General features: G+C 50.0%; 25 protein-coding genes and 1 other annotated feature. Of the genes, 21 read left to right on the forward strand and 4 right to left on the reverse strand.

The genetic code is table 11. The annotated features are described in order from the left end of the window. The first annotated feature begins 31 nt into the window (after positions 1 to 31). From JZI27_RS00600 to leuS, 12 genes are all read left to right on the forward strand, one after another. Positions 32 to 472 carry a peroxiredoxin gene (locus JZI27_RS00600; protein ID WP_280206229.1) on the forward strand — a complete coding sequence of 147 codons (441 nt, stop codon included), beginning with the start codon at positions 32 to 34 and terminating at the stop codon, positions 470 to 472. A gap of 86 nt (positions 473 to 558) precedes the next feature. Further along, positions 559 to 1,611, forward strand: coding sequence for a DNA polymerase IV (locus JZI27_RS00605; RefSeq protein WP_122907246.1), 1,053 nt, complete (start codon positions 559 to 561; stop codon positions 1,609 to 1,611). 12 nt (positions 1,612 to 1,623) lie between these two features. Then, entirely contained in the window at positions 1,624 to 1,815 is a 192-nt protein-coding gene (locus JZI27_RS00610; RefSeq protein ID WP_122907245.1) for a hypothetical protein, read from the forward strand. A 124-nt stretch (positions 1,816 to 1,939) separates the two neighbouring features. Then, complete coding sequence (locus JZI27_RS00615) at positions 1,940 to 2,464, forward strand: YqeG family HAD IIIA-type phosphatase (RefSeq protein ID WP_122907244.1); 525 nt, start codon at positions 1,940 to 1,942, stop codon at positions 2,462 to 2,464. After that, the gene (gene yqeH / locus JZI27_RS00620) at positions 2,461 to 3,582 is read left to right on the forward strand and encodes a ribosome biogenesis GTPase YqeH (RefSeq protein WP_122907354.1); all 1,122 of its coding nucleotides are present in this window, start codon (positions 2,461 to 2,463) and stop codon (positions 3,580 to 3,582) included. The genes JZI27_RS00615 and yqeH overlap by 4 nt, the downstream gene beginning before the upstream one ends. A gap of 78 nt (positions 3,583 to 3,660) precedes the next feature. Next, complete coding sequence (locus JZI27_RS00625) at positions 3,661 to 4,506, forward strand: shikimate dehydrogenase (RefSeq protein ID WP_280206233.1); 846 nt, start codon at positions 3,661 to 3,663, stop codon at positions 4,504 to 4,506. A 28-nt stretch (positions 4,507 to 4,534) separates the two neighbouring features. Then, on the forward strand, positions 4,535 to 4,825 hold the full coding sequence (gene yhbY, locus JZI27_RS00630) for a ribosome assembly RNA-binding protein YhbY (protein WP_280206235.1): 291 nt from the start codon (positions 4,535 to 4,537) through the stop codon (positions 4,823 to 4,825). A 10-nt stretch (positions 4,826 to 4,835) separates the two neighbouring features. After that, positions 4,836 to 5,159, forward strand: coding sequence for a nicotinate-nicotinamide nucleotide adenylyltransferase (locus JZI27_RS00635; RefSeq protein ID WP_280206237.1), 324 nt, complete (start codon positions 4,836 to 4,838; stop codon positions 5,157 to 5,159). Beyond that, positions 5,152 to 5,748 carry a bis(5'-nucleosyl)-tetraphosphatase (symmetrical) YqeK gene (yqeK, locus tag JZI27_RS00640; RefSeq protein WP_280206239.1) on the forward strand — a complete coding sequence of 199 codons (597 nt, stop codon included), beginning with the start codon at positions 5,152 to 5,154 and terminating at the stop codon, positions 5,746 to 5,748. The genes JZI27_RS00635 and yqeK overlap by 8 nt, the downstream gene beginning before the upstream one ends. Next, positions 5,741 to 6,097 (forward strand): ribosome silencing factor, encoded by a 357-nt coding sequence (gene rsfS, locus JZI27_RS00645; protein WP_122907239.1) that lies wholly within the window; start codon positions 5,741 to 5,743, stop codon positions 6,095 to 6,097. The genes yqeK and rsfS overlap by 8 nt, the downstream gene beginning before the upstream one ends. Before the next feature lie 5 nt (positions 6,098 to 6,102). Further along, positions 6,103 to 6,846 (forward strand): class I SAM-dependent DNA methyltransferase, encoded by a 744-nt coding sequence (locus tag JZI27_RS00650; RefSeq protein WP_280206241.1) that lies wholly within the window; start codon positions 6,103 to 6,105, stop codon positions 6,844 to 6,846. Positions 6,847 to 6,890: 44 nt separating this feature from the next. Then, positions 6,891 to 7,133 (forward strand) — a binding site (T-box leader). Positions 7,134 to 7,274: 141 nt separating this feature from the next. Then, positions 7,275 to 9,692 (forward strand): leucine--tRNA ligase, encoded by a 2,418-nt coding sequence (gene leuS, locus JZI27_RS00655; protein ID WP_280206243.1) that lies wholly within the window; start codon positions 7,275 to 7,277, stop codon positions 9,690 to 9,692. A gap of 187 nt (positions 9,693 to 9,879) precedes the next feature. Here leuS and comER read toward each other — a convergent pair whose 3' ends face one another. The 3 genes from comER to asnB all read right to left on the reverse strand — a co-directional run bounded on the left by comER (position 9,880) and on the right by asnB (position 13,506). Next, positions 9,880 to 10,719 carry a late competence protein ComER gene (gene comER, locus JZI27_RS00660; protein ID WP_280206245.1) on the reverse strand — a complete coding sequence of 280 codons (840 nt, stop codon included), beginning with the start codon at positions 10,717 to 10,719 and terminating at the stop codon, positions 9,880 to 9,882. A gap of 74 nt (positions 10,720 to 10,793) precedes the next feature. Next, positions 10,794 to 11,474, reverse strand: coding sequence for a helix-hairpin-helix domain-containing protein (locus JZI27_RS00665; protein WP_251243611.1), 681 nt, complete (start codon positions 11,472 to 11,474; stop codon positions 10,794 to 10,796). A gap of 106 nt (positions 11,475 to 11,580) precedes the next feature. Continuing rightward, positions 11,581 to 13,506, reverse strand: coding sequence for an asparagine synthase (glutamine-hydrolyzing) (gene asnB / locus JZI27_RS00670; protein WP_122907234.1), 1,926 nt, complete (start codon positions 13,504 to 13,506; stop codon positions 11,581 to 11,583). Positions 13,507 to 13,704: 198 nt separating this feature from the next. On the opposite strand from asnB, the gene JZI27_RS00675 reads away from it, so the two are divergent. From JZI27_RS00675 to holA, 4 genes are all read left to right on the forward strand, one after another. Continuing rightward, positions 13,705 to 16,083, forward strand: a complete 2,379-nt coding sequence (locus tag JZI27_RS00675) for a DNA internalization-related competence protein ComEC/Rec2 (protein ID WP_280206248.1) — start codon at positions 13,705 to 13,707, stop codon at positions 16,081 to 16,083. A 53-nt stretch (positions 16,084 to 16,136) separates the two neighbouring features. After that, positions 16,137 to 16,682, forward strand: coding sequence for an RNA polymerase sigma factor (locus JZI27_RS00680; protein ID WP_122907232.1), 546 nt, complete (start codon positions 16,137 to 16,139; stop codon positions 16,680 to 16,682). Continuing rightward, positions 16,682 to 17,647, forward strand: a complete 966-nt coding sequence (locus tag JZI27_RS00685) for an anti-sigma factor (protein WP_280206250.1) — start codon at positions 16,682 to 16,684, stop codon at positions 17,645 to 17,647. The genes JZI27_RS00680 and JZI27_RS00685 overlap by 1 nt, the downstream gene beginning before the upstream one ends. A 253-nt stretch (positions 17,648 to 17,900) precedes the next feature. Next, complete coding sequence (holA, locus tag JZI27_RS00690; protein ID WP_280206251.1) at positions 17,901 to 18,935, forward strand: DNA polymerase III subunit delta; 1,035 nt, start codon at positions 17,901 to 17,903, stop codon at positions 18,933 to 18,935. Positions 18,936 to 18,995: 60 nt separating this feature from the next. Here the strand turns inward: holA and rpsT are convergent, their stop codons facing one another. Next, entirely contained in the window at positions 18,996 to 19,271 is a 276-nt protein-coding gene (rpsT, locus tag JZI27_RS00695) for a 30S ribosomal protein S20 (protein ID WP_122907230.1), read from the reverse strand. Positions 19,272 to 19,507: 236 nt separating this feature from the next. On the opposite strand from rpsT, the gene gpr reads away from it, so the two are divergent. From gpr to JZI27_RS00720, 5 genes are all read left to right on the forward strand, one after another. Continuing rightward, positions 19,508 to 20,608, forward strand: a complete 1,101-nt coding sequence (gene gpr / locus JZI27_RS00700; RefSeq protein ID WP_280206254.1) for a GPR endopeptidase — start codon at positions 19,508 to 19,510, stop codon at positions 20,606 to 20,608. Positions 20,609 to 20,755: 147 nt separating this feature from the next. Beyond that, positions 20,756 to 21,949: a stage II sporulation protein P gene (gene spoIIP / locus JZI27_RS00705; RefSeq protein WP_280206256.1), complete on the forward strand. Its 1,194-nt coding sequence runs from the start codon at positions 20,756 to 20,758 to the stop codon at positions 21,947 to 21,949. Positions 21,950 to 21,955: 6 nt separating this feature from the next. Further along, positions 21,956 to 22,264, forward strand: coding sequence for a DUF3679 domain-containing protein (locus JZI27_RS00710; RefSeq protein WP_122907228.1), 309 nt, complete (start codon positions 21,956 to 21,958; stop codon positions 22,262 to 22,264). Positions 22,265 to 22,540: 276 nt separating this feature from the next. Then, positions 22,541 to 23,509 (forward strand): ABC transporter ATP-binding protein, encoded by a 969-nt coding sequence (locus JZI27_RS00715; protein WP_280206259.1) that lies wholly within the window; start codon positions 22,541 to 22,543, stop codon positions 23,507 to 23,509. Between the two features lie 18 nt (positions 23,510 to 23,527). Next, complete coding sequence (locus JZI27_RS00720) at positions 23,528 to 24,502, forward strand: ABC transporter ATP-binding protein (RefSeq protein WP_122907226.1); 975 nt, start codon at positions 23,528 to 23,530, stop codon at positions 24,500 to 24,502. Positions 24,503 to 24,621: the final 119 nt, after the last annotated feature.

Genomic DNA, 24,621 nt, shown 5'->3' on the forward strand with positions numbered 1-24,621 from the left:
CGGCATGTATACTACGAGAGAGGTGATTGTGATGCTAAAGCCAGGAACGTCTGCTCCCGCCTTTACTGCGGAAAGCACAGCAGGAACCATTCGTCTGCAAGATTATTTGGGTCAAAAAAACATCGTGCTGATCTTTTATCCAGGTGACGATACACCCGTCTGCACCAAGCAGCTTTGCGGAATCCAGGATCGATACAGCGAACTGGAAAAGCTGGATACGATTGTACTGGGGATCAACCCAGCTGATTTGAATAAGCACCAGGCTTTTTCGGACAAATTCAGCTACTCCTTTCCGCTGATTGTCGATGAGCAGGAGAAGATTCGCGAGTCGTATGATGTAGGCAAGATTTTGGGCCTTTTCTTCCAGCAGCGAATCGTTTACATCATCGGAAAAGATCAAAAAATACGATACGCCAAAAAAGGAAATCCCCCTGTGTCGGAGCTGATGCAGGTCTTATCTGCCCAATCTTAGTGGGAAAGGCTGCCGCTACTTGCGCAGGAAGCACAGATCGGAGATAATAGTTGAAATGAGAATGTACGTTTGGTGGTATCTCCGTTATGAAAAAAATCCTGCACATGGATGTGGACGCTTTTTTCGCCAGCGTGGAACAGCTCGACCAACCGCATCTGCGGGGCAAGCCGGTCATTGTGGGTGGTACGGGAAATCGTGGCGTGGTCTCCACATGCAGCTATGAGGCGCGTAAGTTCGGTGTGCGCTCGGCGATGCCCGTAGCTCTGGCACGCAAGAAATGTCCGCAAGGCATTTTTCTGCCAGTCCGTTATTCCCGCTATGTGGAGAAGTCTGCCGAGATCAGAGAGATCCTGGCCCAATATACGGATCGTTACCAGACAGTCGGGCTGGACGAGGCGTATCTGGATGTCAGCAGCTACGAGGACGCTGTTCCAATCGGACGTGAAATCAAGCGGCGTATTCACAAGGAAACGGGATTGACCTGCAGTATCGGCCTTTCCTACAATATGTCGCTGGCCAAAATCGCGAGTGATTTGAAAAAACCGGACGCCTTTGTGATTATCCGACCGGAGCAGGCTTTAGAGGTCCTGCGCCCATTGCCGATCGGTACCTTGCATGGGGTAGGGAAGAAATCCCAAGAGGTGCTCGCAAAAAAAGGAATTGAAACCGTAGAAGACTTCTGGAAGCTGTCGCTGGAAGAAGTAGTCCAGCTGTTTGGCAAGTGGGGACGCGCGTTGTATGACCGCTCCAGAGGAGAAGACCAGCGGGATATTGAGATGGAACGAGCACCGAAATCGATCAGTCGGGAAACTACACTTCCCTTTGATTTGTATGACCGGGATGCTGTTGCACAGATTGCTTATTCAATCTTGCAGGAAGTGCAGGAAGATATCCGGCAGGAGAATGTCCATCCTCAAACCATTATCCTGAAAATCAAATACGCCGATTTTACCCAACGCACGCGTCAGTGCAAAGCGACGACAGATGCCAATTGGCAAGAGCTGCTGGACGATTTGCTTGACGTGTTTTCATACAGTGCAGGCGTGCGCTTGGTAGGCGTCGGTTTCAGCAATTTTGCCGAGCCCGAGCAAGTGCGCTACGAGCAGCTGTCGATGTTCACTTGGAATTCGCTAAAGTAAGAGGGGAGAACCGTGGATCAGACCAATCCATTTCACTGTTGTGCGACCTGCATCCATTTTCGCGTAGAAAAGGAGCGGGACAAAGTGGGGTATCGCTGTTCCCGTCTCACCTATGAGACACGCCCCGACTATCGTTTCCAGTGCTGGACGCCAAAGGAGGGTGTCCTACGGCTGATGGAGAAAAGAGAGAAAAAGGATCATTGAGGTCAAAACGCCCATGCCATTGGTACGGGCGTTATCCGTTTTCTTTTGCAACAGTACGGCTGAATATGGTATAGTAGGTGCCGAAATCACGGTTATTTTGCTTCATGCCGTTTGGAGGTGCCACGTGCTTTTACAGAAGCTGATGCCGAGCCAGTTCGTGGATTCGATCCACCACATTGATATAGAACAGTTGAAACAGCGTAACATACGAGCGGTGATTACCGACCTTGACAATACATTGGTTGAATGGGACAGGCCGCTGGCTACACCGGAGGTAGAACGCTGGCTTGCGCGTATGCGTGATGCCGGTATCCAGGTCACAGTCGTATCCAACAACAATCAGGAACGTGTACAACGCTTTTGCCAGCCTCTTCAGATCGCTTTTATTTGTGCGGCACGCAAACCGACTAACAAAGCCTTTTTGCAGGCTGTTCGCCAGATGGGTGTGACGGTCGAGGAAACAGTGGTCGTAGGCGATCAATTGTTTACAGATGTACTGGGCGGCAATCGACTTGGGTTTCATACGATTTTGGTCGTGCCCGTTGCTCAGACAGACGGATTTTGGACGCGCTTTAATCGCAGGATGGAGCGAGTAGCCCTATATTGGATGGAGCGGAAAGGAATGGTTTCGTGGAAGAGCAAAGCATAAATGAACAGGCGGTTGGCTCCTGTGCTGGCTGTGGAATCGCGATACAGACGGAGGATATCAAAAAGCCCGGTTATGCACCGGCATCGGCACTTGACCGAAAAGTAGTCATCTGCCAGCGCTGCTATCGCATCAAGCATTACAATGAAGTGGCGCCAGTCAGTATGGGTGACGACGACTTCCTGCGTATTCTGGACGGAATCGGCTCTACACAAGCCCTCGTCGTCATGGTCGTGGATATCTTTGATTTCCAAGGCTCCTGGCTGAAGGGATTGCCGCGCTTTGTCGGAAAGAATCCGATCCTGCTCGTTGGCAACAAGGTAGATCTGCTGCCGCGCAATATCAACCTCAACCGCGTGCGCAACTGGATGCAGCACGAGGCCAAGGAGCGTGGCCTGCGTCCGGAGGATGTGGTGCTGATCAGCGCCCAGAAAGGACTGCACATCGACGAGCTGCTCGCTCGTATAGGAGAGCTGCGCAAGGGAAGAGACGTGTACATTGTCGGTGTAACCAACGTTGGAAAATCAACGATGATCAACCGCATCTTGCATGACTACGGTGCGGCAGAGCTGGAGATTACCACTTCGCCGTTTCCAGGAACGACGCTGGACAAGATCGAGATTCCTTTGGAGGACGGTCGCTCGATCTACGATACGCCGGGCATCATCAACCGCGAGCAGATTGGCCATATGATTTCACCTGCTGATTTGCGTAAAATTACGCCTACGAGCCGGATCAATTCCAAGGTGTATCAGCTTGATCCTGAACAAACATTATTCCTGGGTGGGCTGGCCCGCGTTGATTTTGTTCGTGGCCCTAGACAGCCTTTGGTTGTGTATGTGGATAACGATCTGTACATTCACCGAACGAAGCTGGAAAAAGCAGAAGAAGTGATGCAGAAGCACCACGGCACGCTGCTCAATCCGCCTACAGGTGAGGAAGCGGTAAAGGCTCTCCCGCCTTTCGCGAAGCATTCGTTTAAAATCAAACCGACAGGCATGACGACCGATATCGTCATCTCCGGGTTGGGTTGGGTCAGCCTGCAAGGCAAACACGAGGCGAATGTCGTTGTGCATGCCCCAAAAGGGGTCAGTGTGGGAATGCGCAAAGGATTGATCTAAACCCGCAAAAAGAAGGGTTGGTTAGCCCGTAGTCCTTGCCATATGATAGAGAGAGAAGCTGGGGGGTAGGAGAGTATCATGATGACAAGCAAAACGCAACTGGTAGGTTTGTTCGGTCATCCCGTTTCCCATTCACAATCGCCGCTGATGCACAACGCGGCGTTTGCGGAAACGGGCTTGGCTTTTGCATATGCAGCATTTGATGTTTCTCCGGAAGCGCTCGAGGATGCTGTGGAAGGCATTCGAGCACTTGGAATCAAAGGGGTGAATGTGACGATCCCGCACAAGGTCGCCATCATGCCCATGCTCGACGAGATAGATCCATTAGCCAAAAAAATTGGCGCCGTCAATACGGTTGTAAACGAAGACGGCCGCTTGATCGGCTACAATACCGATGGACTGGGCTATGTTCGTTCGCTTGTAGAAGAGACCGGCATTTCCTTGGAGCAGCAAGTGGTGACACTGCTCGGAGCGGGTGGTGCTGCAAGAGCTGTAGCATTTACTCTTGCCGAACAAGGTGTAAAAGAGATTCGCATCATCAACCGTTCACGGGAGAAAGCAGCTTTCCTGGCTGAGCATGTCGGAACGATCGTTCCCACACAAGTGATGGAGCAGGAAAGTGGCGAGTCAGCGATCGCAGACTCGACGCTTTTGATTAATACGACATCAATTGGCATGTTCCCACATGTACAGGATATGCCAGTACCATCGGCGTGGCTGCACAGCGGTTTGGTCGTGAGTGATCTCATCTACAATCCCTTGGAGACGCGTTTGCTGCGAGAGGCTCGTGAGCTCGGAGCCCGCGTGCACTCCGGTGTTGGCATGTTTGTCAATCAGGGAGCCCTTGCCTTTGAACTGTGGACAGGTCAGGCAGCTCCGAGTGAAACCATGCGTGCCGTTGTACTGGAACAACTGAAAAAATAAGATTTGATTGAATAGAGGAGGCATGCCGATGTTAACCGGCAAGCAAAAGCGCTTTTTGCGCGCAGAAGCCCATCATCTTAGCCCAATTTTCCAAGTAGGAAAAGGCGGAGTGAATGAAAATATGATTACCCAGATCAAAGAAGCGCTGGAAGTGCGTGAACTGATCAAAGTATCGATCCTGCAGAACAATACGGATGACAAACGCGAAGTTGCAGAAGATTTGGCCGCGGGTGCTGGTGCGGAGCTGGTACAGCTGATTGGTCACACTGTCGTCTTGTACAAAGAATCGCGCGAGCACAAAACGATCAAGCTGCCTTAGGCGAACCGTTATGAAAGGTGATACGATGGTCCGACTGGTGAAAAAGCATCGGGACTATCGCTTCTCATTTATCATTGGTGGAGACATGGTAAAGACGTTGTCTACCTGGTATCGCTACGAGGAACTGGTGGGCTTGACTGATTTTATCGGCTTGGCTCGTCCTGGCTTTGAACTCGACCTGTCCGATGCGGAACATGTGAAACTCGTGAACATGCCGGTATGGGATATTTCTTCCACCCTGATCCGCCAGAAAGTAGCAGAGGGCAAAAGCCTGCGTTATTTAGTACCGGACGCAGTGGAACGTTATATAAAGGAGAACCGATTGTATGAATGAGCGAATGGACCGCGAGACACTGCTTGCCCGCGTGCGAGCGCAAATGCACGACAAGCGGTACCAGCATACACTCGGCGTAGCGGAAACCGCACGTCAGTTGGCAATAAGATTCGGAGCAGATCCAGAAAAGGCCGAATTGGCCGGATTTCTTCATGATTACTGCAAATGCTGGTCGATCGATAAAATGCACGACATTCTCGTTCGCCATGACCTGCCGCAGGAGCTTCTCCAAGGTGAAAAAGAGCTGTGGCATGCTTTTGCTGGTGCAATTGTCATTCAAACAGTGATCGGCGTGACGGATCCTGAGATTTTGCAGGCGGTACGCTACCATACGACGGGCAGAGTTGGAATGACGCTGTTAGAAAAAGTAGTTTGTGTGGCAGACTATATAGAACCAAACCGACAGTATCCAGGCGTGGAGCAAATTCGCGATCTGGCTCAAAAGGATTTGGATACAGCCCTTTCCGTGGCATTGGGGGGGACGATCCAGTTCTTGATAGAAAAGCAGAAAACGGTCTTCCCGTTGACACTGATGGCATACAACGACTTGATTTCCCGCAGAGGGAGAGAAGGAGGGTTTAATGGTTAGAACAGTTGATGATTTGGCTCGCCTGGTTATTAAAGCAGCAGAGGAAAAAAAGGCAGAGAATATTACGGTGCTCGATATCAAGAACCTGACCGTGATCGCAGATTACTTCATGATCTGCCACGGAAACAACGAGCGTCAGGTACAGGCCATTGTCCGTGAAATCCGCGACCAGGCACATAAAAATGGCTACAACGTGCGTGGTATCGAGGGCGAGGAGGAAGGTCGCTGGGCACTCGTAGACCTCGAGGATGTGATCATTCACGTTTTCCATCGGGAAGAGCGCGAGTTTTACAATCTTGAGCGTCTGTGGAAGGATGCCGAAGTGGTTACCTTCTCATCGCAGGAGTAATCGACATGGCGTATTCGCACATGGCCGCGATATACGACAAATTAATGGCGGACACACCTTACGATCAATGGCTGGAATGGGTGGATCGCACGTGGAGCAAGGGAGAAAAACCGCTCCATGTGATTGATCTGGGCTGCGGTACAGGCTCCGTTGCCATTCCGTTAGCCAAGCGAGGATATCGGGTGACTGGCGTTGATTTGTCGGCAGAGATGCTCGCTATCGCGTATGACAAAATGAGGCAGGAGCAAGTGTATATCTCCTGGGTTGAGCAGGACATGCGTGAGCTTGAGATGACACCCGCTGATGCGGTCATTTCCTTGTGCGACTCCTTGAGCTATCTGACACAAGAGGAAGACGTACAGGAGACATTCCGCCGCGTATTTGCTCATTTGACCCCGGGTGGCTCGTTTTTATTTGATGTTCACAGTCCTTATAAGATGCTGCAGGTCTTTGGAGATGAGACGTTTACCCTGGTAGAAGAAGATGTCTCGTATATTTGGAATGCGTTCTGCGATCCGCTTCGCTTGGAGGTGGAGCATCAGCTCACCTTCTTCATCCGTCAGCCCTCGGGCTTGTACGAGCGGGTAGAAGAGGAGCATTGGCAGCGTGCGTATCAGCCCATGCAGATCTTTCGCTGGCTGCAGGATGCAGGATTTACGGATGTTGTGCTGACAGCAGACTTTACCGATCTTCCGCCGCAAGCAGACAGTGAACGGCACTTTTTTGTGGCTCGTCGGCCGAAAGATTGACACGACTGGTTAGGATTGACTATAATCGTGTTATAACTGCAAAAATCGACGCGTTAAAAGAGGAATAGTAGGAATCGTTCTGTGACCAAAAGAGAGTTGACGGTGGGTGCAAGTCAACCCAGACCACTCCGAACTCGCCTCCGAGCACTCCCCCTGAAGGCCTGATGGATTGGCTGTGTAAGGGAGGGCGTTTCATCCACGATACGGATATGAACAAGCGGGTGAAACAGTTCTCTTCACCAAACTGGGTGGTACCGCGGGAGTCTACACAACCTCTCGTCCCTTTTCGTAAGCGATAGGGGCGCGGGGTTTTTTATTTTACTATCAATTTGTAGTACCATACAAAGCTTGAAAAGGCGGAGTAGCCATGCTACTTCTCGTCAAAGCTGTGTAATCTATTTCGTTATTTCAGATGGGAGTGCTTTACCATGGTTTTCAGTCATCGCAATGTCGAAAAGAAATGGCAACAATACTGGGAGCAAAACAAAACCTTCAAGACTTCAGAGGATGAGGGCAAGAAAAAGTTCTATGCGCTTGATATGTTCCCGTATCCATCGGGTGCAGGACTGCACGTTGGACATCCAGAGGGCTATACGGCTACAGATATTTTGTCCCGCATGAAACGCATGCAAGGCTATAATGTACTTCATCCAATGGGATGGGATGCATTTGGTCTGCCGGCTGAGCAATACGCTCTCGATACAGGAAATGACCCTGCTGAATTTACCGAGCACAACATCAACAATTTCCGCCGTCAGATCAAGTCGCTGGGCTTCTCCTACGACTGGGACCGGGAAATCAATACAACAGATCCAAACTACTACAAATGGACACAGTGGATTTTCACCAAGCTATATGAACACGGTCTGGCCTACATCGATGAAGTGGCTGTAAACTGGTGCCCGGCACTTGGTACCGTACTGGCCAACGAAGAGGTCATCGAAGGCAAGAGTGAACGCGGAGGCCATCCGGTCGAACGCCGCCCAATGAAGCAATGGGTATTGAAAATTACAGCTTACGCAGAGCGATTGCTCGCTGACCTCGAAGAGCTGGATTGGCCAGAGAGCATCAAGGAAATGCAACGCAACTGGATCGGCCGTTCGGAAGGGGCAGAAGTGACCTTTGGAATTGAAGGCCACGAAGAGACGTTCACGGTATTCACCACTCGCCCTGATACCTTGTTCGGTGCAACCTATGCGGTGCTGGCTCCTGAGCATAAGCTGGTCGAGCAAATTACGGTACCTGGACAAAAGGCAGCAGTTGAAGCGTATTTGGATCAGGCAAAACACAAAAGCGATCTGGAGCGTACGGACCTGGCGAAAGAAAAAACAGGCGTATTCACAGGCGCCTATGCGATCAATCCGGTAAATGGCGAACGTCTGCCTATCTGGATTGCCGACTACGTATTGATCAGCTATGGTACTGGATCGATCATGGCCGTTCCAGCACACGATGAGCGAGACTATGAATTCGCAAAAACCTTTGATTTGCCAATCAAAGCTGTTATTGCAGGTGGAGACATTACGAAGGAAGCGTACGCTGGTGACGGCGAACACATCAATTCTGGCTTCCTCGATGGTTTGAACAAGGAACAAGCGATCAGCAAAATGATCGAATGGCTCGAGGAGAACGGTAAAGGAAACCGCAAAGTCACCTATCGTCTGCGCGACTGGCTGTTCAGTCGTCAACGCTACTGGGGCGAGCCGATTCCAATCATCCATTTGGAAGATGGCACGATGAAAGTGGTTCCAGCTGATGAATTGCCGATAATCCTTCCGAAGACGAAAGAAATCAAACCGTCTGGTACAGGTGAGTCGCCACTTGCCAACATCACCGACTGGATCAATATCGTAGACAAAGAGACTGGCATGAAAGCTCGCCGTGAAACGAATACCATGCCTCAATGGGCTGGTAGCTGCTGGTACTTCCTGCGCTTTATCGATCCGCACAATGATCAGGCGATGGCAGATCCGGATAAACTGAAAGAGTGGCTGCCGATTGATATCTATATCGGAGGGGCGGAACACGCTGTTCTTCACTTGCTCTACTCTCGTTTCTGGCACAAATTCCTCTACGATATCGGTGTCGTACCGACGAAAGAGCCATTCCAGAAGCTCTTTAACCAAGGAATGATCCTGGGTGAGAACAACGAGAAGATGAGTAAGTCCAAAGGAAACGTCGTGAATCCGGACGACATCGTGCAAAGCCACGGTGCAGACACCCTGCGTATGTATGAAATGTTCATGGGGCCATTGGATGCATCCATCGCGTGGTCTACAAAAGGCCTCGATGGTGCCCGCCGCTTTCTGGACCGCGTCTACCGCTTGTATGTGAATGACAATGGTGAGCTGAATCCGAAGATCGTGGATACAGACAAACCGAATTCGATGGAGCGCGTCTACCATCAGACGGTCAAAAAAGTAACCGAGGATTACGAGGGACTGCGCTTCAATACAGGGATCTCCCAGCTGATGGTGTTCATCAACGAAGCTTACAAGGCGGACGTTTTGCCGAAGAAATACATGGAAGACTTTGTGAAAATGCTCTCTCCGATTGCACCGCATATTGGGGAAGAGCTGTGGGAAAAGCTTGGACATGCCAATACGATTGCGTACGAGGCATGGCCAACCTACGACGAAGCGAAGCTGGTTGAAGACGAGGTTGAAATCGTCCTGCAGGTCAATGGGAAAAACAAAGAAAAGCTGCTGATTGCATCTGACGCAACCAAAGAGCAGATGGAAGCTCTGGCGATGAGCAATGAGACCATCAAGGAGCTCATCGAAGGCAAAACAATCGTGAAGGTAATCGCTGTTCCTGGTAAATTGGTAAATATCGTCATTCGCTAAGGCGAGAATGGACGGACGGAAGTAACATAGGAAGAGGAGTGGAACCTGTTAAATGGGCCCACTCCTTTTTATTTTACTATCGGAAAGTTTAAGTGCGCTAAAGCGCTAAAAAGATTAGCGGAAGATAGTATAAGTGCAACTAAGGCTCCGCCAAAAGCTTGGCCGTAGCCAAGTTTTCTAATATCCATCAAAGCTGTTTCACATGATTCTTCCACTGTTGTTGAACCAGCTCCTGATCCTCCGCAAATTTGGCGTGTGTACGATGAAACACCTCTGCGAACAATCCGGGCACACCTTTTTGCAAAGCTACCAATCCTTCACCGGTAATTCCGCCGGGTACACAGACGCGCTGCTGCAGGGTTGGAAGAGTAAATAGTTCCTGTTTAAGCAGCTCGCCCATCCCGATCAGCATATGTGTTACCAGGTAGGTAGCCGCTTCGTGGGATAATCCGGTTTCCTTTTCAGCATCTTCAATCATCTGCTGCAGGATATAGCTCAAAAAAGCTGGACCGCAGCTAGTTATGTCAGAGCTTACCCGCAAATAGGTTTCGGATACTTCAATGGGCTGACTGATCGTAGAAAACAGGGAGAAGATGTTTTGTCGATGCTGCTGGGTGATCCGCGAGCCGAACTCGCACAGACTGACGCCGCTTTTGGCCGCATTGGTAATGCTTGGGACGACTCTCGCTACGGGGCAGGGAACTTGGGCCTCCAGTTGTTTTAGCTTAATCGGGCTGGTGATCGTAATCATTAAATGGTTCGTCGTTAAGGCAGGGGCCAGTTGTTCTAGCAAGACGTTATATTCAGAGGGCTTGACGCACAAAAGCAGGATGCTGGATGTTTGCGCCACTTCTGTATTGCTTTGTGCGACGCTCAAACCTGGGTATTTTTCCGCTAGACGAACAGCTTTAGCAGGGGTTCGGTTGTGTACGATGAGCTGCGTGGGCGATAAGGCTTTGGCTGTTAACCAGGCCTCCAGCAAAATACTGCCCATACTGCCCGTACCAATGACTCCAATCCTGTTCAAGTCCATACCTCCTTCCTCTGATTCTTTCCCCATCATATGAGGAAAAGAAGGCGATCATGACCCTCGCGCATCATCTAACGAATACGAATACGATCCTTCAGCCGCTCGTACATTTTGTCCCCGATACCTGAAATGAGCTTGATATCCTCCGGTGAACGGAAACCTTGCTTTTCTGTTCGGTATTGGAGGATGGCTTGCGCTTTTGCTTCGCCAATGCCTGGCAGGGACATCAACTCGGCTGCTGTTGCGGTGTTTATATTGATCGTCCCACCCGAGCCTTGACCGGCAGGATCAGAAGAGGAGGGGATGAGCTGTCCGGGCACAGCCTGATTGAGCGTCTGAGGCTCCGTGTCAGATTTGGATGGAATCACAACGGCTGCTCCATCCAGCAGTGGCTGGGCGAGGTTGATCTGTTCAAGATCGGCATCTGGCAACGTTCCGCCTGCTTGACGAATCGCATCAGCTACGCGCATGCCAGCCTGAAAGGAGTACAAGCCCGGTTTTTTTACCTTGCCCTTGACGTCTACCAGGATTGGAGGAGGAGGCTCAGCTTCAAGTGTTTCTTGCTTAGGCTCCTCAGCACGTATCGCTGTGTCTAATGCTTCCTTTTCGATCCCGGAGATAGGCGTTAACGGCCATTCCTCCTGCGCTGATCCTTGGCTGGAGTGGTACAGCCAGACGCTGCTCCCAAGAAAGAAGAGAGCACCAATCCCGACGAGCAGACGGCGATACCGCTCCCACCATTCCCAAAGCATAAAAAAACCCCTCCTCATTCTTTGCGTGCATCTAAAGAGATCAACTTGTCTCTTACGAGGATGCTACGAAAAGAAAGAGAGGGGGTGCAACTTTATTTGCTATGGCTTAACCAATATGCTGGAAAGCGTTTTTCTTGCGACGAATTTCTACATTGGGACTTACATAAGGGCCAAAGGTGTGCTTTTGCTCGATGAAAATCTGATGCCAAAGCATAAAGACGAGAATCGTCCAGATTTTCCGGCTGTAGTCGGCATTGCCCTCGCGATGCTCATCCAGCATGTATAACACATAGGCCTTGTTGATGAGGTCGTCCACCTTCGATTCGAAGATGATTTCCTTCGCCCATTGGTAAAATTCGTTTTTCAACCAGGTGCGTGTCGGAACCGGGAAGCCCAGTTTCTTTTTCGACTTGATTTCAGCTGGCAAGAAGTCTTTCATCGCTTCACGCAGGACGTGCTTGGTTGTACCGTTCGCAATTTTGTACTTGGTCGGAATGGTGGAGGCGAATTCGAACACCTTGGTGTCAATGAACGGAACACGTAGCTCCAGAGAATTGGCCATAGTCATCTTGTCAGCCTTCATCAGGATGTTGCCGCGCAGCCAAGTGTGAATGTCCAGGTACTGCATCTTGGTCACATCATCGTATTGGGCAGCGCGCTTATAGATGTCCGAGGTGACTGTAAAAGGCGATACGTAGAAGCTGGAGTTGGCGATATCATCCATGACGACACGTCTCTTCATCTCTTCGCTGAAAATCAAAGCGTTGCCGAAGAAGCGCTCCTCCACTTTTTTCGATCCGCGAATCAAAAAGTTTTTCCCTTTTACCTGGTCAGGCAGATGTTCCGCCATATAGCCGATGGAATGACGCATCCAGCCAGGCATGCCAGAGAACATTTTGAGCGAATGCGGCTCGCGGTAAATGTTGTAGCCTCCGAAAAATTCATCGGCCCCTTCTCCGGACAAGACGACGGTTACATGTTCACTTGCCATTTTTGCGACGAAGTAGAGCAGAATGGCGGATGGGTCGGCCACCGGTTCATCCTGATGCCAGATCAGGCGCGGCAATTCATCCATATACTGCTGGGCGTTGACGACCAACTCATGATGTTCGGTACCCAGGAAGGCTGCGGTGCGTTTTGCGAAGTCCAGCTCGCTGTAGCCGGGGATGTCGGAGCCGACCGAGAAGGTCTTCACCGGTTCAAAGGTACGCATCATCGCTACAATGCTGCTGGAATCGACACCGCTGGAAAGAAAGGCTCCGCGTGGCACTTCACTGATCCGGTGCTTGTCGATGGATTCGAGCAAGACACTGCGAGTGCCTTCCACGAAGTAGGAAAAAGGCTTGCTCTCGTCCGGTTGAAAATGGACATCCCAATAACGCTCTAGTGTGATCTTGTCATTTTCCACCACGAAGGAGTGAGCAGGTGGAATGCGGTAAATTCCCTCATACATGGTTTCGGGATCGGGTACGTATTGAAAGGTAAGGTAGTGATAAAAGGCCTTTTTGTTCACTTCGCGACGTAGTCCGGGAAGCTCCAGCAAGCTTTTGATCTCACTTGCAATCCCGATTGAATCAGCGGTTTCTACATAGTAAAGGGGCTTGATTCCGAAGTGATCGCGTGCACCAAACAGTCGTTTTTTACGGCCGTCCCAGATGGTAAAGCCAAACATGCCGCGCAAGTGCTTCGGTGCGTCAGTTCCCACTTCTTCATACAGGTGCAGGATGGTTTCAATATCAGAATCGGTCTGGAAGATGTGTCCGGAATCCTTCAACCATTGTTGCAGTTCTTTGTAGTTGTACACTTCTCCATTGCCTACGATCCACATGTCTCGTGATTCATTGAACAGCGGCTGATGTCCGCCTTCCACGTCAATGATACTTAAACGACGAAAGCCCAGGGCGATGTTTTCTTCGAGATGGAAGCCATCATCGTCTGGACCCCGGTGCAAGATGACTCCAGTCATCGCGCTGATCGTTTCTTGTTGAACAGGCGCTTGACGTTTGTTGTAAAGCGATACGATTCCACACATTGACTTGACTCTTCCTCTCACTGATTGCTCTTGCTAACTCTATCACGGATCGACAGTCAGCGCAATCTCTCCAAATGACCAGGAAATGGCCGTAAAACCTTGTAATAAAGCGTCGATACTCCTATTTTTGTCCCGGGAACCATGGATATAATCAGGGCGGGAAAATAAGCTTTCGACACGGGATGGAGGGGATCCGCGATGGTTCTTCGGGCAAGTATTTCGCTTGTCACGGGTTATCTGCTTTCCGCTTATGTACATCCTGCTTGGATGCTGGCTGTTGCTGGCATCTGGCTCGTCATTTGCCTTTGGCTTCATCCATCGAAGCGTCCGGGAAAGACCCCACTCATTCTATTATCTATTCTATCAGGTCTCTATTTTACAGGGTATGAGTATTTGCAGCGTACGGAACTGGTACCTCTTGCTGTACAGGAAGCGACGATCCTGACAAGAGGCTCTATCGAAACTCCTCTGGTGCGTGATGGTGATGTTGCGCGACTGTTCTACTCTGTGAAAGGGATAAAAAAGAGCGATGGCAGCTGGGAGAGCCTATCAGCAAATGAGAGAGTCGCACTTCGGGTAAAGCTGGACACAGAAGAGGAGGCTGCTCGGGTAGAGAAGTGGAGGCATGGGAGTGAGATTATTGCTCCAGTGAAGTTCTACAATCCTCCTACGGCACGCAATCCACATGCTTTTGACTATGCACGATACTTGGAATTGCAGGGTGTTTTTGTGATGGCAGAAACATCCTTTTCTGATGTGCAAATTTTTCGTGAGGACCATTCCGTATGGGGGCAATTTCAGCAGTGGCAGACAGACGCCGCTGCTAGAATTGAGTCCCTGTTTGCTGATGAACAAACGGCAGGTTACATGAAGTCTCTATTGCTCGGTGTGAGGGATGATGTTTCTCCTGAATGGGGGGACATGTATGCGGAGCTGGGCTTGAGCCATGTGTTGGCGATTTCAGGACTTCATGTCACACTGGTGAGCAGCATGTTTATGTGGTTACTGGAAAAGGCAGGCGTGAAGCGGAATCTGGCGTTGATGGCCACGATCATATTTTTAGTCGGATACGTACTTCTGGTCGGTGCGAGTGCATCTGCAGTGCGTTCCGGGATGATGGGGGGCGTTGGACTGGCTTGTCAGGTGTGGAACAGGCGTTTGGACGGACGAGAGGTGTGGGCTGGCGCATTGATCATCATGCTGCTGTTTGATCCGCATCAGCTATGGAATGTCGGTTTTCAGCTCTCGTTTGCTGTGACTTTGGGGTTAATCATCTTCGTCCCTTACAGTTTATATGTTTGTACAAGGCTGCCGAGCTGGCTTCGGGTCCTGCTTGCTGTCACGACGACTGCACAGATTGTCTCCTTTCCCTTTCTTGTCTATCATTTCCATCAGTTCTCTCTCTTGTCTTGGGGAGTGAATCTGATCGTGACACCCGTCCTGTCCTCGATCGTACTGCCGCTGGGCTACATGGCCCTGCTGTTCAGTCTGCTACACCCGGCTTTGTCCAGTTTGCCTGTGTGGATATCTACCAAGCTGCTGGAATGGGTCCACACTCCTTTATTTGCGCTGCAAGATTGGAAGATTCCGTTTACGCACTGGCCGCATCCAGCATGGTGGTGGCTGGTTTTATACACCATTTTTTTGATTTCATTGCCCATTTTGTGGAATCGTGGCTACCATCGCAAACGCGACCTGACGCTTGCCCTGATCCTGTTTGTGGCTCTTCTGGTATTCGCCAGGCAGCCTTTTTCAGGTGGAGAAGAAGTGAGAATTACCTTCCTTGATGTCGGGCAAGGGGATTCAATCATTGTCGAAGTTGGTCAACAGAAGGTATACTTAATGGATGCAGGTGGAAATCCTGCTTGGACCATTCGTGAACCGTGGAGAGAAAAAAGGGATCCGTTTGAGGTGGGAAAGGATGTCGTACTCCCATTTTTGCGGGCAAGAGGCATCGCTCATATCGACCGAGTGGTACTCACTCATGGCGATGCCGATCATATTGGAGGAATGACTGCACTACTGCAGCGAATCTCATTTGGTGGCGTTTTGGTGAACCCAACAAAACCAGAAGGGAAGGAACAGGAGCTTCTCCAGCGATTTGAGGCAAAGGGCGTCCCCATTTGGACAGGGAAACCTGGGCAGAGCTGGACAGACATGCCCGGCGTGGAGTGGAAGTGGCTGCATCCGGGACAATCAACAGACTTTTTAGGCAACGATGCATCTGTCGTCCTGCAGCTTACGGCATTCGGAAGGACAGTCTTGTTTACTGGCGATATCGAGACGGATGGAGAAAAACATCTGCTGGCTCATGGCCTGCCTGTGATCGATGTATTGAAAGTAGCGCATCATGGGAGCAAAACGTCCAGCACTATGGATTTTCTGGCAGTGACACAACCGAAGTATGCCGTCATTTCAGCAGGACAGCACAACAGATATGGACACCCGGCACCGGAAGTCCTGGGGAGATTGGGAAAATCAGTAGAGGCTCTCTATCGTACCGATCATCACGGAGCAGTGACACTCGTGATTTCATCTCAGGGTTTATCATGGAAAACAGCAATATCCGATACATAAATAGGTTGCAACCTTTTCTAGCAGCGACCCGTCTGTAGGGGGGAGAAGAAGATATGCAGGAAGCAGAGCTGATCAGGAAAGCGCAGTCCGGGGATCATGAGGCGCTTGTTCAACTGCTTCGATCTATTGAGAACTCCGTTTACCGCAGCGCTTATTATATTTTAGGGAATGAACAAGATGCATTGGATGCCTCCCAGGAAGTATTGATTCGTATTTATCGCAAATTAGATACGTATCAAGAAAAGGCGAAGTTCACGACCTGGGTTCAGCGCATCGTGAGCAATGTGTGTATGGATAAGTTCCGCACCAAGAAGGAGACGGTCTCAATAGACGAGCACGAACTCATTATTCCTGATCGAAACAACGTAGAAGATGAGATCCTTCTCACTGGATTGTCAAATGACATCCAGGAAGCCATCGGGAGGCTGCCCAAGCAGTACCGATTGGTCGTAGTACTCCGTTATCTGGAGGACTTCTCCTACCAGGAAATTGCGGAGACGCTTGATCTGCCGTTAAATACGGTAAAGTCCTATTTGTTTCGGGCTAGACAACAGTTGCAGGAACTGTTGTACGACTATCAGAAAGGGGGGATCGGTTGATGACCAACGTAGAGATTTGGGAATGGATGCAGCGTGATTTGGACGGGGATTTGGCGCCTGAAGAACAGGCAGCCTTGCTTGCGCTCCTCGAGAAGGATTCCGACTTGCAGCTGAAGTACAACCGTTTGAAAAGTGTGTCTCTACAATTAGAACAACTGCCCCCAGTCGTCCCCTCGTACAGTATCGTGGATTCGATCCTGCCGAAGCTGGAATCAGCAGCCGCCACACCTGCTGCCAAGGCTGATCTGAATGAGGTAGTCCTGCCAACTCTAGAAGTGAAACGAACGTCGTCTCAGCCTTCTGAATCGAAAAAGTGGAAAAACAAGACAGTTTGGTTTGCTCGCATCGGTAGTACAGCTGTAGCAGCATGTTTGTTGATTGGCGTTCTGCTCGTTGGCAACGAAGCGAGGAAACAAGAGGATGATCCTGCCACTCATGGGTCAACGATTACTCCAACGGCTGTGGAGCCTCCGGCTTTTATCGGACCGCCTGCCCCTCAACCAAGCACTAATCCTACGCCCATTACTGAGGTTGGGGAGGAGAAGCCAGCAACTGAAAAAACACAACCGCCTAAGCAACAAAAGGTCGAGACACCTTCCAAGACGGTGAACAAAACACCGGTGACACCTCCAAGGCAAGTCCAAAATCCACCGGCACAATCGGTACCTGTTGTTCTTCCAATGAAGCCAGTGCCAAGAGAGCCCAAGCCGCCGGCATTTCCGTTCGGATTGGAAGAAAAATCGGACGATGACAACAACAGCAAGAGTGAAAAAGACAAAGACAAAGAGATGCGCAAAGAGAGTAAGGTAGAGGACAAGGAAAGCAAGAAGGAAGACAAAGGAAAATCCGAAAAAAATAAAGATAAAGATGACGAAGATGATGACGAAGATGATGACGACCATGATGACGACGATGACGAGAAAAAGGAATCGAAGCGTCAGTATGGTCGTACGATCGCAGTCTGATTAACACTTGGTGAAAATGTGGCTTTCACTTCAGTGGACCGGCACCAGCAAGGGGTTTCTTACGTATAGTAAAGTATCAAGCACCCCCTGCTTACCGTTTGGGGAGGATGAATCCCGGGGCTCTTCCCCCAACGTTTACATAGAGGTGCCAAAGGATGAAAAACCGCTGCCGATAGGGGCGGTTTTTTCTTTTTCCCGAAACATCGTGTGTTATAATTACGCTGGAAAGAAGGATGAGGGGAGAAGGAGTTTCATGCCGTTACTATCGGCCATAAGGGAAATCAGACAAAAACAGTTTGCGCCAATCTACGTCCTCTATGGACCAGAGTCCTTTCTTGCAGAAGAATTCATGGCACTGGCCAGACGAGAGATGGTTGACCCCGCGTTCAACGATTTAAACATAAGTATATACGATTGTTCGGAGACGCCACTCCAAGAGATTCTGCAGGATGCCGAGACCCTGCCTTTTATAGGAGAGCATCGGCTTGTTATTGCCAGACAAGCTTACTTTCTGACCGGGAGCAAGCCACCAGCAAAAGTGGAAAGTAATCCGGACAGTCTGCTCACATACATGCAAAATCCACCTGCATACTCCAGCTTGATCCTGCATACGGATTCGGAAAAGCTGGACGAACGCAAGAAGCTGGTCAAGAGCTTGCAGCAAAAAGCTAAGATGATTCCTTTTCCGCTAATGAAGGACGTGGATCTCTACAGCTGGGTAGAGCGCAGGGCTGAGAAGTACCAGGCGAGGATTCAGCGCGAGCAGGCGATCAAGCTGGTGGCGAGAGTCGGTGGCGAATTGCGTCTGCTGGATAAGGAGCTGGAAAAGCTGGCACTCTATGTCGGAGCCGGAGGGTCCATTACTGATCAGAGTATTGAGCTGCTGTCTTCACGAACGCTGGAGCAGGATGTGTTTGCTCTTATTGAACAAGTCGCGATCGGGAGACTGGACAAAGCCATGCGCATGATGTACGACCTGATGAAAACAGGAGAAGAACCAATCAAGCTGCTCTCTTTGTTTGCTCGTCAATTCCGCTTGCTTCTGCACGTCAGGCAATGGTCACCGCGTGGCTATTCACAGCAGCAGCTAGCGGGGATGCTGAAAATTCATCCTTATGCGGTAAAAAAAGCGATGGAACAGGCACGACATTTTTCCGAGGATTCGTTAAAGAAACTGCTGGGGATTTTAGCCGAAGAGGATTATCGCATCAAGTCTGGTCAAGTAGACAAGCTGCTGGCCTTGGAGCTGTTTATAGCACGCGCTCACGAAGAACGTCAAAGGGCGTAGATGCAGGCAAAGAAAAAAACCCGTGAACGAGTTCGCGGGTTTTTGCTGTTCGTCGGTCTCTTACGCTACAGGAGCGTTCAGAACGTTAAGCTTTTTCATCAAACGGGATTTTTGACGGTTTGCTGCGTTTTTATGAATGAGACCTTTCGAAGCGGCCTTGTCCAGCTTTTTCACAGCCACCAGAAGAGTCGATTTAGCCAATGCTACATCGGAAGCAGCCACGGCTTTCTCAAAGTTCTTCAGGGAAGTGCGCAGATCAGACTTTTGAGAAGCACGGTGTGCGCGGCGCTTTTCAATTGTTTTGGTGCGCTTGATCGCGGATTTAATGTTTGGCATGTGTGTCACCTCCTTAGACGACCATAGACATACAGTCATACAACAAAGTAATTCTAGCATGCACAGTACCCATTTGCAAGAAGAGGATTTGGAATAAAATTGTGGGATTCAAGCACCCTAGTAGCAGGAACAAAATGGTCACAACCGTTTTGCTTGACCGCAAGCGGTCGCATCAAAATTTTATGAAAAACGTCGAGACGTTTTTCTCAGAGACGAAAGAAGGAGGCCAAGGAGAAATGGAACACAACATTGATCTGTCAGGCTATTCAATACGAACCGATCTTGCAGTGGAAGCACATGAGCTGGCGCAGCAGCAAAATGAAAGCAGCATTTCAGGTGTTTGGCTGCAAGCAGACGACAGTGAGCCTGGCATTCAAGTCACCCGCCTGCACGTGCAGACTGAGGAGGCTGGAAAGCAGTTGGGAAAGCTGCCTGGCCATTATCTGACGATTGAGGTCCCCAAGCTGCGCGATAATGATACCTCGATTGAAGAGCAGGTGACAAAACGCTTTGCAGTGGAGTTTGCCGACTTTCTGCAAAAGCTGGGCATTACGGAAGACAAAAAGGCACTGGTCGTCGGACTTGGAAACTGGAATGTCACACCGGATGCTCTAGGCCCGCTCGTTGTAGAAAATCTGCTGGTGACGCGGCATCTGTATCAAATTGCCCCAGAAACCGTGGGTGACGGATATCGGGAGGTTAGCGCACTCTCGCCGGGCGTGTTAGGGATTACCGGGATCGAGACGAGTGAGATCGTCTTTGGCGTCGTTGAAAAAAGCAAACCGGATTTTGTGATTTGTGTAGATGCGCTTGCCTCCCGTGCTTTGCACCGGGTTAATACCACCATTCAAATTTCGGATACAGGCATTCATCCGGGGTCTGGGGTAGGCAACAAGCGCAAAGCACTCGACAAGGAATCTCTAGGTGTTCCGGTTATTGCCATCGGGGTGCCGACAGTCGTGTTTGCTTCTACCATTGTCAATGATGCGATTACGTACCTGCTCGGCCATTTTGGTCAATCCATGCAAGAGAGCAAGCGGGCATTCAACAAGCTTGCCATGAGTACACTGCCGGAACGAAAGGAACCGTATACAGAAGAAGACCTTCCTGATATGGAATCGCGGAAGACCTTCATGGGTCTGGTAGGTTCGCTGCCGGAAGAAGAAAAGCGTCAACTGATTCACGAAGTGCTGCGTCCGCTCGGACAGGACCTGGTCGTCACGCCCAAGGAAGTGGACGAATTTATCGAAGGCGTAGCAAATGTGATTGCGACGGGACTGAACCGTTCCCTGCACAGAGCTGTGGACGAAGAAAACAGCGCTTCTTACACTCACTAGCGTTTTGAAAAAGCGGAGTAAGATTTTGAGAGAAAAGCTAGAAAAGAGGGTTCTATCGTCTCTATGACCTTCATAGGCTAAAGCATAGACAAGCGGAAGAGCAATGAGCGATCCGCTGTCAATGATACAGCCAGAGGAGTGAGACAGATGGCTGCCCTCATACAGCGCCAATTTGTGGTCCTTTCCTTCATTACCGCATTTTTGTTCTTGCTTACGGGTGTTTTTGCCCTGAGCAACAACCGAATCAATATCGCCTCAACCACGATTCAGCAGGCTGCCTCGCAGATTTCCAGCCTCGCGTTTTTGACGTGGATGGGTCAGGAGATTCCCAGATTGAATGAGACGGTACAGGGAGATCGACCTCCCGACAGTGTAACAGGTTTCTTGTTTGAACTGGCGACCAGTATCCACCCGGGGGATTTGCGCAGCTTGCTGGGAAGAGAACTCCCGGGAATGGTAACAATGGACGATGCGCGCTTTATCGTCGAAGGGAAAGGTGCGCGATTATCGGATTTATACGTGGAGTATCCGCCTCATCCGAAACAGGTGATTGATGCTTCGCAAGCCGAGCCGCTTCCATCCCCAACAGATGAGAAGGCACCGGAAGCTGCGCAACCGGAAATCAAGCCAGACGATGAGAAAAATCCACCGAAGGCAACACCTGCTCCTTCCGGTAAAAAAGTGGTGTATGTCTATACCTCTCACAACAGGGAGTCGTGGACTAGCGAGACCAAGTACGTCGGAAGTTCACTGGATCATCCGACACGCAACATTTCTATGATAAGCAAGCGACTCTCCGAAGCGCTGAATGAAAGAGGAGTCGGCTCGGATGTGAGCGACCATGACATCTACCAGGATCTTTTGAACAAGAAAATGGATTACGCGCTTTCTTACGCTCAGTCTCTGCAAGTCATAAAAACGGCCGCACAGGAAAATCGCGATCTGCATTACTTCTTCGATTTACACCGGGATACTGCACCTCGTGATCAAACAACCGCAACGATCAAAGGAAAAACCTACGCACGCGTCATGTTCGTCATCGGGAAGCGCAACAAGAACCATCAGAAGAACGAAGCATTCGCCACGGAGCTGCACAAGCTGATGGAAGAAATGTATCCGGAGCTTTCAAGAGGCGTGATGGAAAAAGGCGCAAAAACAGATCATGGCGAGTATAACCAGTCCATATCTCCGGGAAGCCTGTTAATGGAAATAGGTGGTACAGACAACACCTTGGAGGAAAGCTTGAATACTGCCGAAGCTTTGGCTGATGTATTCGCAGCGTATTACCTCAAAGCAGAAAAAGTGGCGAATCCGGTTGCTGAAGAACCGGAGAAGAGGTGAGCGGGTATGAATGTGACGGTGAAACTGACGGGTTTGTTGATGATCTTGCTGGTCGGGGTCGTGATTGGATTGCAGACGGCAGAGAGAGGGATATCCAAGGTGAGCGGGTTGCCAGAACAACAGCCGCAAACGTTCTATATCAAAAAGGTCGAGGAAGGCCAGATGGAAATCGCAGTGATGGGCAAGCAGGTGCAAACGGCTAACCCCGACCAGATCGTTAATTACATGAGCAGTATGGGAACGAATCTGGGAAGTACGATCAAAAGCGGTGCAAAGGTATTTGTGGAGTGGGTGGGGGCCTTCTTTGAACCATGAAATGGTTTGCCATTAAATGGATACTAGGAAGAAAGGTATAGCGACGAAAGACCTGTTTCGACAGGTCTTTTTTTCGTTGCTTGGTACGAGAAAGTCATGTAATTCAACGAAAATCAGCAAATTTATGAAAGGGAAAATTAATAATTATGACTAGTTAAAAAATTTATAAAAAAATAATTATTGAGAAATTTAATTATTGCCAAAATATAGAACAAATGGCATAATGTCAGTAATATTGTAAAAGGTATGAATATAACGATAAGAGAGGTGCGCCGTGTGTCTCATCCAGTCCTTCATATTGAAAACCTGCAAACGCACTTCTTCACAGACCGAGGTCAGATTCCAGCGGTAGATGGCGTTTCGATCAAGGTACATAAAGGTGAAGTGGTGGGCATCGTAGGGGAATCCGGTTGCGGAAAAAGTGTGACCTCCCTGTCTATCATGAAGCTCGTCCCCAATCCTCCCGGCAAAATCGTAGGAGGAACGATTCGTTTTAAAGGGGAAGATCTGGTTACTGCGAGTGAAAAAAGAATGCGAGAGATTCGCGGTAATGAAATCGCGATGATCTTCCAAGAGCCGATGACCTCGCTGAATCCCGTGTTTACGATTGGCGATCAGATCGGCGAAGCTGTCCGAATACATACGAAAGCTAGTAAAAAAGAGTCGAGGCAACGAGCGATAGAGATGTTGAAAAAGGTAGGAATCCCGCGCGCAGAAGCGATAGTAGATGAGTACCCCCACCAGTTGTCAGGTGGCATGCGCCAGCGCGTCATGATTGCGATGGCAATGGCTTGCAACCCTGAGCTGTTGATTGCAGACGAGCCTACTACCGCACTGGATGTGACGATCCAGGCGCAAATCCTGGATCTGATGAGACAGTTGAATCGGGATGCAGACACTGCTGTTTTGCTGATCACGCATGACCTGGGTGTCGTCGCGCAGATGTGCCATCGCGTCGTGGTTATGTACGCTGGCAAAGTGATCGAGGAAGGCGATGTTCGAACGATTCTAAAGGAGCCCAAGCACCCCTATACGATTGGCTTGTTAAACTCCCTGCCCAAGCTGGAAGAATCCCAAGAGAGACTTTACTCCATTCCGGGAAATGTACCAATTCCAGGTTCCCTTACAACCGGATGCCGGTTTGCCCCTCGCTGCGAGCAGGCGGTTGACCGTTGCCGACAAGAGATGCCAGAGCTGGTAGCTGTGGGCGAAAATCATCGCTCACGTTGTTGGCTGAGTGTTTAACCCGAAAGGAGCATGCAGGTGGCTGAAGAACTTCTCGTAGTTTCCAATTTGAAAAAATACTATCCAATCACAGGCGGCGTCCTTGGGGGAGAGGTAGGCGTTGTCAAAGCGGTGGACGATATCTCTTTCTCTGTCAAAAAAGGAGAGACGCTAGGGCTGGTAGGAGAGAGCGGCTGCGGAAAGTCGACGACAGGTCGGGCTTTGCTGCGGTTGATAGAGCCTACGGCAGGCGAGATCCGCTTCGATGGCGTCGATGTGATGAATCTGAAGCCGGATGATATGCGCAAAATGAGACGGGATATGCAGATCGTCTTTCAAGATCCGTTTGCTTCCCTGAATCCTCGTCACAATGTTGAGAGGATTCTGGAAGAACCTTTGATCGTACACGGAATCGGCACGTCGGCCGAACGGAAAAAGAAAGTTGCCGAAATGCTGGAGGTCGTGGGCTTGAACAGCTATCACGCGAGGAGATATCCCCATCAATTCAGTGGGGGGCAGCGCCAAAGGATTGGCATTGCCAGAGCACTGATGCTCAAGCCCAAGCTGATCGTAGCAGATGAGCCTGTCTCTGCGTTGGATGTTTCGATTCAGTCACAGGTGCTGAATCTGATGCAGGACTTGCAAAAGGATATGGGCCTTACTTATCTTTTCATTGCTCATGATCTCAGTGTGGTTCGCCACATCAGTAATCGGGTCGGTGTGATGTACTTAGGCAGAATCGTCGAGCTGACCACAAGCAGTCAGCTCTATAGCAATCCGCTCCATCCCTACACACAGGCATTGATGTCCGCTGTGCCGACGCCAGATCCTGATGTTGTCAGGGAACGAGTCATTCTGGAAGGCGATGTGCCAAGCCCAGCCAATCCTCCTGGCGGTTGTACCTTCCATACGCGTTGTCCGCGCGTGAAGGATAAGTGCAGAACGGTGCGACCTGAGTTCCAGGAAATCGAGAAGAATCACTTTGTGGCTTGTCATTTATACAACCAGGCTTAAACGTCGACGAAACAGATTCTATGATCCCGCAACCTTTTAAAGGGGGGATGCGAAGCAGGTCGATATGATGCGTACACGTATGAATCTTGATTTAACACGTAGAAGAGGGGGATTAAAGT

The organism is Brevibacillus sp. AY1, from assembly GCF_029870785.1.
GTDB lineage: Bacteria > Bacillota > Bacilli > Brevibacillales > Brevibacillaceae > Brevibacillus > Brevibacillus invocatus.

What these genes read in the sequence shown, in the direction of transcription:
- JZI27_RS00600 (WP_280206229.1), top strand. Translation starts at nt 32, where the DNA reads ATGCTAAAGCCAGGAACGTCTGCTCCCGCCTTTACTGCGGAAAGCACA.
- JZI27_RS00605 (WP_122907246.1), top strand. Translation starts at nt 559, where the DNA reads ATGAAAAAAATCCTGCACATGGATGTGGACGCTTTTTTCGCCAGCGTG.
- JZI27_RS00625 (WP_280206233.1), top strand. Translation starts at nt 3,661, where the DNA reads ATGATGACAAGCAAAACGCAACTGGTAGGTTTGTTCGGTCATCCCGTT.
- yhbY (WP_280206235.1), top strand. Translation starts at nt 4,535, where the DNA reads ATGTTAACCGGCAAGCAAAAGCGCTTTTTGCGCGCAGAAGCCCATCAT.
- JZI27_RS00635 (WP_280206237.1), top strand. Translation starts at nt 4,836, where the DNA reads ATGAAAGGTGATACGATGGTCCGACTGGTGAAAAAGCATCGGGACTAT.
- yqeK (WP_280206239.1), top strand. Translation starts at nt 5,152, where the DNA reads ATGAATGAGCGAATGGACCGCGAGACACTGCTTGCCCGCGTGCGAGCG.
- rsfS (WP_122907239.1), top strand. Translation starts at nt 5,741, where the DNA reads ATGGTTAGAACAGTTGATGATTTGGCTCGCCTGGTTATTAAAGCAGCA.
- JZI27_RS00650 (WP_280206241.1), top strand. Translation starts at nt 6,103, where the DNA reads ATGGCGTATTCGCACATGGCCGCGATATACGACAAATTAATGGCGGAC.
- leuS (WP_280206243.1), top strand. Translation starts at nt 7,275, where the DNA reads ATGGTTTTCAGTCATCGCAATGTCGAAAAGAAATGGCAACAATACTGG.
- JZI27_RS00665 (WP_251243611.1), bottom strand. Translation starts at nt 11,474, where the DNA reads ATGCTTTGGGAATGGTGGGAGCGGTATCGCCGTCTGCTCGTCGGGATT.
- asnB (WP_122907234.1), bottom strand. Translation starts at nt 13,506, where the DNA reads ATGTGTGGAATCGTATCGCTTTACAACAAACGTCAAGCGCCTGTTCAA.
- JZI27_RS00675 (WP_280206248.1), top strand. Translation starts at nt 13,705, where the DNA reads ATGGTTCTTCGGGCAAGTATTTCGCTTGTCACGGGTTATCTGCTTTCC.
- JZI27_RS00680 (WP_122907232.1), top strand. Translation starts at nt 16,137, where the DNA reads ATGCAGGAAGCAGAGCTGATCAGGAAAGCGCAGTCCGGGGATCATGAG.
- JZI27_RS00685 (WP_280206250.1), top strand. Translation starts at nt 16,682, where the DNA reads ATGACCAACGTAGAGATTTGGGAATGGATGCAGCGTGATTTGGACGGG.
- holA (WP_280206251.1), top strand. Translation starts at nt 17,901, where the DNA reads ATGCCGTTACTATCGGCCATAAGGGAAATCAGACAAAAACAGTTTGCG.
- rpsT (WP_122907230.1), bottom strand. Translation starts at nt 19,271, where the DNA reads ATGCCAAACATTAAATCCGCGATCAAGCGCACCAAAACAATTGAAAAG.
- gpr (WP_280206254.1), top strand. Translation starts at nt 19,508, where the DNA reads ATGGAACACAACATTGATCTGTCAGGCTATTCAATACGAACCGATCTT.
- spoIIP (WP_280206256.1), top strand. Translation starts at nt 20,756, where the DNA reads ATGGCTGCCCTCATACAGCGCCAATTTGTGGTCCTTTCCTTCATTACC.
- JZI27_RS00710 (WP_122907228.1), top strand. Translation starts at nt 21,956, where the DNA reads ATGAATGTGACGGTGAAACTGACGGGTTTGTTGATGATCTTGCTGGTC.